Annotated in this window: 6 protein-coding genes; 1 reads left to right on the forward strand and 5 read right to left on the reverse strand. The window is 65.7% G+C overall.

All coding sequences use genetic code 11. The features are described from left to right. Nucleotides 1–122 precede the first annotated feature (122 nt). From GXY47_06255 to rfbA, 4 genes are read right to left on the reverse strand one after another with little or no spacing between them, the layout of a single operon-like run. Complete coding sequence (locus GXY47_06255) at nucleotides 123–1,067, reverse strand: NAD-dependent epimerase/dehydratase family protein (GenBank protein NLV30744.1); 945 nt, start codon at nucleotides 1,065–1,067, stop codon at nucleotides 123–125. Continuing rightward, nucleotides 1,068–2,177 (reverse strand): dTDP-glucose 4,6-dehydratase, encoded by a 1,110-nt coding sequence (rfbB, locus tag GXY47_06260; protein NLV30745.1) that lies wholly within the window; start codon nucleotides 2,175–2,177, stop codon nucleotides 1,068–1,070. Beyond that, on the reverse strand, nucleotides 2,174–2,704 hold the full coding sequence (gene rfbC / locus GXY47_06265; GenBank protein ID NLV30746.1) for a dTDP-4-dehydrorhamnose 3,5-epimerase: 531 nt from the start codon (nucleotides 2,702–2,704) through the stop codon (nucleotides 2,174–2,176). Before rfbC ends, rfbB begins: the two co-directional genes overlap by 4 nt. Continuing rightward, a complete protein-coding gene (rfbA, locus tag GXY47_06270; GenBank protein ID NLV30747.1) occupies nucleotides 2,704–3,579 on the reverse strand; it encodes a glucose-1-phosphate thymidylyltransferase RfbA in 876 nt (291 codons plus the stop codon). The genes rfbC and rfbA overlap by 1 nt, the downstream gene beginning before the upstream one ends. Before the next feature lie 534 nt (nucleotides 3,580–4,113). Between rfbA and GXY47_06275 the strand changes: the two genes are divergently transcribed. Next, nucleotides 4,114–4,917, forward strand: a complete 804-nt coding sequence (locus tag GXY47_06275; protein NLV30748.1) for an SDR family NAD(P)-dependent oxidoreductase — start codon at nucleotides 4,114–4,116, stop codon at nucleotides 4,915–4,917. A gap of 243 nt (nucleotides 4,918–5,160) precedes the next feature. On the opposite strand, the gene GXY47_06280 is transcribed toward GXY47_06275, so the two are convergent. Continuing rightward, nucleotides 5,161–7,833: a protein kinase gene (locus tag GXY47_06280; protein ID NLV30749.1), complete on the reverse strand. Its 2,673-nt coding sequence runs from the start codon at nucleotides 7,831–7,833 to the stop codon at nucleotides 5,161–5,163. Nucleotides 7,834–8,205: the final 372 nt, after the last annotated feature.

Here is an 8,205-nt window from a genome sequence, read left to right on the forward strand (position 1 = left end):
CGTGTCCAGGATCCCCTCTTCCCAATCATGGACACCCACGGTTTGCTGACCGCGAATGGGTGGATGTCCACAAATGAGCTGAAGTGTGGATGTCCAGGATTGCGGCAATAGGTGGATGTCCACTATTTGCGGGAACGCCACCACTCGACGGAGCGGCGGATCCCCTCCTCCAGGCCTACGGTGGCTTTCCACCCGAGAAGCCGCTCCGCCTTGCCGGTGTCGGCCCAGGTGGCCATGATGTCCGCCTTGTGAAAGGGCTTGTGGTCGATCCGCGCCTTCTTCCCGGTGTACTTCTCGACCAGGCCGATCATCTCGTCCAGCCGGTGCGGCTCGCTCCCCCCGAGGTTGATCACCTCGAACCCGAGCGGGCGCAGCGCCCGCACCGTCCCCTCGGCGATGTCGTCGACATAGGTGAAGTCGCGGCTCTGCGACCCGTCGCCGAAGACCTCGAGCGGGGTCCCCTCCTCGATCCACTTGATGAAGCGGTAAACGCTCATGTCGGGCCGCCCCGATGGCCCGTACACGGTGAAATAGCGCACGACCGTAACGTCGATCCCGTATAAATAATGATACGAGTAGGACATCGCCTCCGCCGCCTTCTTGCTCGCGGCATAGGGGCTGATCGGGGTGTTGACCGCCAGGGTCTCCGAAAAGGGCATCTCCTGCCCGGCGTAGAGCGAGGACGTCGAGGCCAGCACGAACTTGCCGATCCCGCGCTTCCGGCAGAGATCCAGGAGGTTCAGCGTCCCCATCGCGTTGGTGCTCATGTAGATGAACGGGTTGTCCATGCTGTAGCGCACCCCGGCGCGCGCCGCCAGGTTGACGACCGCGTCGAAGCGGTATTCGGCTGCGAGCGCCTCGAGAGCCCCGAGATCCTCGATGTCCAACTTCCTGAAGGTGAACGCCCCGAACCGCGTCAGCGCCTCCACCCGTTCCTCCTTGAGCCGCACGTCGTAGTAGTCGTTCATGTTGTCGATTCCGACGACGGCGTCCCCGCGCTCGAGCAGCCGCTCGGCCGTCTTCGACCCGATGAAGCCCGCCGCCCCCGTGACCAGGTACGTTCCCATCTATTGCTCCCTCATTTCATAATTCCGCTCGATCCAGCGGCGATACTCCCCCGAGCGCACCTCGCGCACCCAGTCGGCGTTCCGGAGATACCAGTCGACCGTGCGCGCCAATCCCTCCTCGAAGGTCACCGACGGGCGCCAGCCGAGTTCCCGACCGATTTTCGCGCAGTCGATGGCGTAGCGCCGGTCGTGTCCGGGCCGGTCGCGCACGAACGTGATCGTCGCCCGGATTGCCTCCGCCTCCATCCCCGCCTTTTCGGCTACGATGTCGGCCAGGCGCTCGACCAGGCGGAGGTTCTCCCACTCGTTCCCGCCCCCCACGTTATATTTCTGTCCCGGCCTTCCCGCGCGCACGATGTCCCACACGGCGGCGGCGTGGTCCTCGACGTAGAGCCAGTCACGCACGTTGCGCCCGTCGCCGTATACCGGCAGCGGCCGCCTTTCGAGCATGTTCAGGATCATGAGGGGGATCAGCTTCTCGGGGAAGTGGTACGGCCCGTAATTGTTCGAGCAGTTCGACAGGGTCACCGGCAAACCGTAGGTGTGCCAGCAGGCCATGACGAGGTGGTCGCTCGCGGCCTTGGAGGCGCTGTAGGGGGAGCGGGGGTCGTAGGGGGTCTCCTCGGTGAAGTAGCCGGTCTCGTCGAGCGATCCGTAGACTTCATCGGTGCTGATGTGGTGAAAGCGCACACCTTCCCGGAATCCCTCGCCCGCGCCCCAGGCCGCCCGCGCCGCTTCGAGCAGGGTGAAGGTCCCCGTCACGTTGGTTCGGACGAAGGCCTCCGGCCCCACGATCGATCGATCGACGTGGCTTTCGGCCGCGAAGTGCACGATGGTGTCGATCCCGTGCCCGGCGAGCACCCGGTCGACCGCCTCCCGGTCGGCTACGTCCCCTTTGACGAAGACGTAGCGCGTCCCTCCCCACTCCCGCTCGATGTCGGCCAGGCTTGCGGGGTTGCCGGCATAGGTCAGCGCGTCGTAATTGATCACGCGGCCGCGGAAATCCCCTCGGCCGAAAAGGTACCGGATGAAGTTCACGCCGATGAACCCGGCTCCTCCGGTGACCAGCACCGCTTCCGGTGCGCGCCGGGCGCTTCCCGCTCCACTCATGGTTCAAGCTCCCGCAGGGTAGGGTAGCGCCGGTCCTTCTCCGACAGGATCGGCGCGACGCCCGAGTCGGGCCAGGCGATGCCGAGGTCGGGGTCGTTCCATGCGATCCCCCCCTCGTCTTCCGGGTGGTAGAAATCGGTGCACTTGTAGGCGAACACCGCCTCCTCCGAAAGCACCAGGAAGCCGTGGGCGAAGCCGGGGGGGATGTAGAACTGGTTGTGCCGCTCCCCCGAAAGGGTCACCCCGTGCCAATTCCCCCGGGTGGGGGAGCCGGGCCTGAGATCGACGGCGACATCGAACACCTCTCCCGCCACCGCGCGCACGAGCTTCCCCTGCGGGTGCGTGCGCTGGAAGTGGAGCCCGCGCAGCACCCCGCGGTGCGAGCGCGACTCGTTGTCCTGCACGAAGCGGATCGGGAGGTCCCGCTCGGACCAGGTCTCGAGGAAGTAGCCGCGCGCGTCGGCGAAGACGTGCGGCTGGATCTCGACGAGCCCCTCGATGGCGGTGGGAACGATGGTGGCCGGCATCACCGTTTCTCCGCGACCCACCGGAGGTACTCTCCGTACTCGGTCCGGTATTCGCCCGCGAGCGCCAGGAGCGCCGCGCGCCCGATCCAGCCGTTGGCGAAGGCGATCTCTTCGATGCAGGAGACGTACATCCCCTGTCGCTTCTGGATGGTTTCGATGAAATTGGCCGCCTCGAGCAGGCCGTCGTAGGTGCCGGTGTCGAGCCACGCCATGCCGCGGCCGAGCACTCCCACCGACAGACGCCCCCGCTCGAGATAGGCGTTGTTCACCCCGGTGATTTCGAGTTCCCCCCGCGAGGAGGGCGCGAGGCCGGCGGCGATGCCGATGACGGAGTTGTCGTAAAAATAGAGCCCGGGCACGGCATAGTGCGAGCGCGGGAATTCCGGCTTCTCCTCGATCGAGAGGGCGCGCCCGGCCGGGTCGAACTCGACCACGCCGTACGCCTTGGGATCGCGCACGTAATAGCCGAAGATGCGGGCCCCTCCCGCCTCCTCGACGGCGCGCACCGACTCGCGCAGGGTGGAGGAAAAGCCCTGGCCGTAGAAGACGTTGTCGCCCAGCACCAGGGCGCACGCATCCGCGCCGATGAAGTCCTTCCCGATGAGGAACGCCTCGGCCAGCCCGCGCGGCGCCGCCTGTTCGGCGTACTCGAACCGCATCCCGAGCCGCTCACCGGTGCCGAGCAACTCGCGGAAGAGCCCCAGGTCGCGCGGCGTGGAGATGACGAGGACCTCCCGGATCCCGGCCAGCATCAGCACCGAGAGCGGGTAATACACCATCGGTTTGTCGTACAGTGGCAGGATCTGCTTCGACACCGCCCTCGTCAGGGGATAGAGCCGCGTGCCTGCTCCCCCTGCCAGAATGATTCCCTTCATCGGTTTGCGCTCCGCTCATTATCGGGGACGGACTAGACTATATCCTACATCCAAAAGGACTTGCTGGGGTTGGTCTGCCCGTAACCCGCTCTCCCCGCCTGCGCGCGCTTTCCCGTTGCGCGCCCCCGCCGGAGTTTACGCCCATCGCCTGTGTTGGTGCGCCGGAACCGCTGGCCGCCCTCGGCTCGTGGAAAACGCGTAACCAATATATCCCCTATCGACCGCGATACAAAGATCGTTTATCAACCGCGGCCGGACCGGCAAAATCCTCGATAAAATCATGGACATCCACCATTCGGAGATGCAATCCTGGACATCCACTTTTTGATCCATGGACCGCAAATGTGGACACCCACCAATTGCTCCGGTTGTGGCCCCCCACCTGCCTGCTCAATCAGTGGATGTCCAGGATTTGGGTTAGAGTCAGGATGTCGCGGCCCCCTTCGACAGGATGCAGCTTGTGGCAACCAGCGGGGGAAGGACCGGTCCAGGTCGAAAACGGCAGCGGGTGCTGCCTGTCCCCGGGAGAGAACAATGGCTGAACCAAGACCGCTCGCGCTGGTCACCGGCAGTTCGTCGGGAATCGGCCGCGCATACGCAAAAGCACTGGCTGCCCGCGGCCACGATCTGCTTCTTGTCGCCCGGCGTCGGGATCGCCTGGAGGCGGTGGCCAAAGCCGCAACAGAAGCGTATGGAATAGAGGCCGAGATCCTGGTCGCGGATCTCTCCGATCCTCAGAGTCTGGGCCGGGTGGAGACACGCATCGCCGGGGAAGGACGTCTGACGATGCTTGTCAACAATGCCGGAATCGGGGGCATCAAGCCTTTCCTGGAGATGGATCACGCGTACATCCAGAAAATGATTGCGGTGAATGTCACGGCTGTTACCTTGCTGACATACGCCGCCCTGCCCGGCATGTTGCAGCGCGGAGGAGGAACCATCGTCAATCTGGCTTCGGGGCTTGCCTACGCCCGCATGCCGGGGGTAGCCGTCTATGCTGCGACCAAGGCCTTCGTCGCCCAGTTCACCCGCATCCTGAACGACGAGTATGGCACCCAGGGGATCCGTTTTCAGGCGCTCCTTCCGGGACTGACCCGAACGGAGCTGGGAACCGGTCAACAGCCTCCCGATCTGATGGAGCGCGTTCCCGCAGGTCAGATCGGCACTCCTGAAAACGCCGCCAGGGCCTCGCTCGCCGGCCTGGAACTGGGCGAACTGATGTGCATTCCAGGGCTCGGGCATCTCGAGGAATTTGTCCGTGCGGACGAGGCGGTACAGGAGGCGCTCCGGAAGGTCACGGCGGAGGTAGCGCCGCGCTACCTTCCCCATGATGGATGATGGGCGCAAATCCTGGACATCCACCCATTGTGTTGATAGGTGGATGTCCATATCTGCGGTCCTCTGGCTGAATAAGTGGATGTCCAGGATTGCGGCTCCCTCTGGGTGAAATAGTGGATGTCCAGGAGTGCGGCTCCAGGATTTTTCTCGAGGTGCCGGGGACGGACCGTAGCCTGTCTCACTCCAATAAGGGCCCATTGCGGTCCGTCCCCGGCGCGTTCCGGAGAATGTCCGGGGGAGCGCTCATTGCCCCTTCAGCTTCAGCTCCTCGAACCAGTTGAGGACGATGTTGATCTTGTGGGGGGTGGTAGCGGCGGGGCCCGCCTCCTTCATCATGAGGAAGCGCCGGCTGCGGGGGTGGATGTCCCAGGCCTGGAGCCCCAGCGACCCGACCCAGGTGTCGGCGGTCACGTAATCGCCCCGGAAAAGGCTGTGCGCCCGGTCGTGGCTGAAGTGCGCACCCGCGCTCACCGAAACGGCCATGACTTCGTCCCCGCAGCGGTAGAACAGCGCCTCCCCGTCCGGGGACCAGAGCGGGCTGTTCCCCCCCTTTCTGGAGATCTGCGTACGGCCCGTATCGACGGCGGGGAAGGGGCACACCCAGACCTCCTCCGCGCCCGACGCGTCCGAGGTGTAGGCCAGCCACCGCCCGTCGGGGGACAGCCGGGGCTGCAGCTCGTTGTGCTTCTCCTGCAGCAGCGGTTTCCAGTCCGTGCCGCCCTGCAGGGACAGGGCGGCGATATCGAAGTTGGAGCTGCCGACCAGGTCCACCGTCACCAGGAGGGTCTTCCCGTCCCCGCTCCAGCACTCCGGCATCAGGGCCATGTTGCGCCGCGCGTAGAGCCCCGTCAGGTTTCCGGGGCCGTCGACCGCGATCCTGCCTATGGACATGTCCGATTCCATCTGGTGGTGGAAGGCGATCCACCGGCCGTCGGGGGCCCAGAGGGGCGAGATGTTGACGCTTTGATCGAAAGTGCGCGGGACCAGGGCCGCGCGGACCGGGTCCCAGATATGAATATTGTAGGCCGAAAGCGAGCCGGCGAGGCACAGGGCCACCCTGCTCCCGTCGGGCGATATCCTCGGGTTGGTGTAGGCGTCGGGGGGTGCGCCGAGCGGCTCCTCCCCGCCGTTTTGGTCGATCCAGTGAAGGGTGCGGCTGAACGAGGCCTTGCTCGAACTCCCGTGCATGTATACCAGCGTCCCCCCCGCTGCCAGGGCATAGTGGGGCGCGCCCCACTTGTGGGAAACGTCCTCCACCATGGAGACCTGACCGCCCTTGATTTCCAGGGTGTCGGCTTCGAACGGGACGGCGACAAGGTTCTTCTGAAACAGGTAAACGAGGTGGCCCGTCGGGCAATACCAGGCGTCGCTTCCGACGGCCAGGATCTTCCGCTCGCCCGAGACCAGCGATTGCGCGACGACAAGGTACCGGCCCGCGGCACTGCCGAGGGTGAAGATCACGTGCTTGCCGTCCGGCAGCAGGCGCGGGGAGAAGAAAGGCACCTCTTCCGACCGGATGAGGGTCTCGGGCTTCCCGCCCGCGGCCGGAATCCTCGTGATGCCCCGGGGGCCGGCATAGAGGATCGTGTCGTCCCCGTTCCAGCTCAGATAGGATACGGGCGCCTCGTCGGTCAGCGATACGGGCGTCCCCCCGTCGACCGGGATCTTCTTCAGGAGGCCGTCCGCTTCGGACCAGTAGCCGATCCACCGCCCATCGGGTGAAAAGAAGGGCTGCCGCGGGTTGGGCTCGACTCCCGGGACCAGTCGGGCGTCCGCCTCGTCCAGGCGGTGCAGGTAAATCCCGCCGGGCGTGCAATAGGCCATGAGCGCGCCGTCGGGCGATACCGCCAGCAGCGGCTGGGAGGTGTCGTAGGTGCCGAATTTCTGTTCCGCCGGGATCTCGTAGGTGAAACGCACGACCTCGCGCGGCTCCGGGGTCCGGATGCGCCAGACGGTGGTCCCGGTGATGAGGGCGGCAGCGGCTATGGCGGTGATCAGGGGGAGGGAGCGCAGGAGCGCCGTTATGGCCCCGGGGGGCGCGGGCCGGCGGGGGAGGAGGGGGCGCGGGCCGGACAGGATCCCCTCGATCTCGATCCGCGCGTCGGCGATGTCATGGAACCGGTTCCTGGGGTCCTTCTCGAGGCAGCGGCTCAGCACGTTGCTGTTTTCCGGGTGCAGCTTCACGGGCAGGGAGGAGAAGTCCGGCTCCCGGGTCAGCACCATGGCGATGGTGTCCGACAGGGTGTCTCCGGCAAACAGTCGTTTCCCGGAGAGCATTTCAAAGAGCACCACGCCGAAGGCCCAGATGTCCGCCCGTTTGTCGATCCCCTGGCCGCGCGCCTGTTCGGGCGCCATGTAGGCGGGCGTGCCCACGATCCATCCCTGGAGGGTGCTCCCCGGGCTCCTCGTGGAGGATTGCGAGCGGTCCACGTCGGTCTGCTCCGGGGGCATGGCCTTGGCCATCCCGAAATCGAGGACCTTCACCCTCCCGTTGGGCGTCACCTTGATATTGGCGGGCTTGAGGTCGCGGTGGATGATGCCCTTCGCATGCGCGGCCGCGAGGGCCTCGGCGATCTGCAGCGCCAGCTCCAGCGACTCCTCGACGGGGAGCGGCCCCTGGCTGATGGCGTCCGCCAGGGTTTCCCCCTCGACTAGTTCGAGTACGATAAAATGTATGCCCCCCCATTCCTCGAGCCCGTAGATGGCCGCGATATTGGGATTATTGAGGGCCGCGAGGGCCTTGGCCTCCTGCTCGAAGCGCGCGAGCCGGCCGGCGTCCTCCGCGAGCTCCGCCGGCAGCACCTTGATCGCCACGTCCCGCCCGAGCCGGAGGTCGGTGGCCCGGTACACCTCCCCCATCCCGCCCTTGCCGAGCAGAGAGACTATGGCGTAGTGTCCGAGCGTTTTCCCGATCATGGACCGTTGTCCCCCGGGAAAAGATGGAATGGGGTGAGGAGTGCTGCTCTATTTCATCATTATAGGCAACCCCCACGGGGGGCGGAAGGGAAATCGGGGACCCCAATGCCCCCCCCGATCATTTACGGGGACGGACCATAGCATATCCTGCTCCCATAAGGAGTTGTTGTGGGCCGTCTCCCCGTAACCCCGTTTCCGGCATCTGCCGGGAAGCCGGCAGGCCGCGCTCGCGGCGGCTGCCCCGGTCCATGTCCCGGCCCTCGTTCCCTTCCGCCACGCTCCGCCGCGCCATGCGGTGGCGGGCGAAGGTCGCGCGCACGGCGTTGAAGAATACGGCCGGGATCATGGCACGGATGACGATGCCCGGTCCCC

This window comes from Acidobacteriota bacterium (assembly GCA_012729555.1).
Taxonomy (GTDB): domain Bacteria; phylum Acidobacteriota; class UBA6911; order UBA6911; family UBA6911; genus UBA6911.

Excerpts from the sequence above, each read along its gene's own strand:
- GXY47_06255 (NLV30744.1), bottom strand. The coding sequence starts at position 1,067 with ATGGGAACGTACCTGGTCACGGGGGCGGCGGGCTTCATCGGGTCGAAG.
- rfbB (NLV30745.1), bottom strand. The coding sequence starts at position 2,177 with ATGAGTGGAGCGGGAAGCGCCCGGCGCGCACCGGAAGCGGTGCTGGTC.
- rfbC (NLV30746.1), bottom strand. The coding sequence starts at position 2,704 with ATGCCGGCCACCATCGTTCCCACCGCCATCGAGGGGCTCGTCGAGATC.
- rfbA (NLV30747.1), bottom strand. The coding sequence starts at position 3,579 with ATGAAGGGAATCATTCTGGCAGGGGGAGCAGGCACGCGGCTCTATCCC.
- GXY47_06275 (NLV30748.1), top strand. The coding sequence starts at position 4,114 with ATGGCTGAACCAAGACCGCTCGCGCTGGTCACCGGCAGTTCGTCGGGA.
- GXY47_06280 (NLV30749.1), bottom strand. The coding sequence starts at position 7,833 with ATGATCGGGAAAACGCTCGGACACTACGCCATAGTCTCTCTGCTCGGC.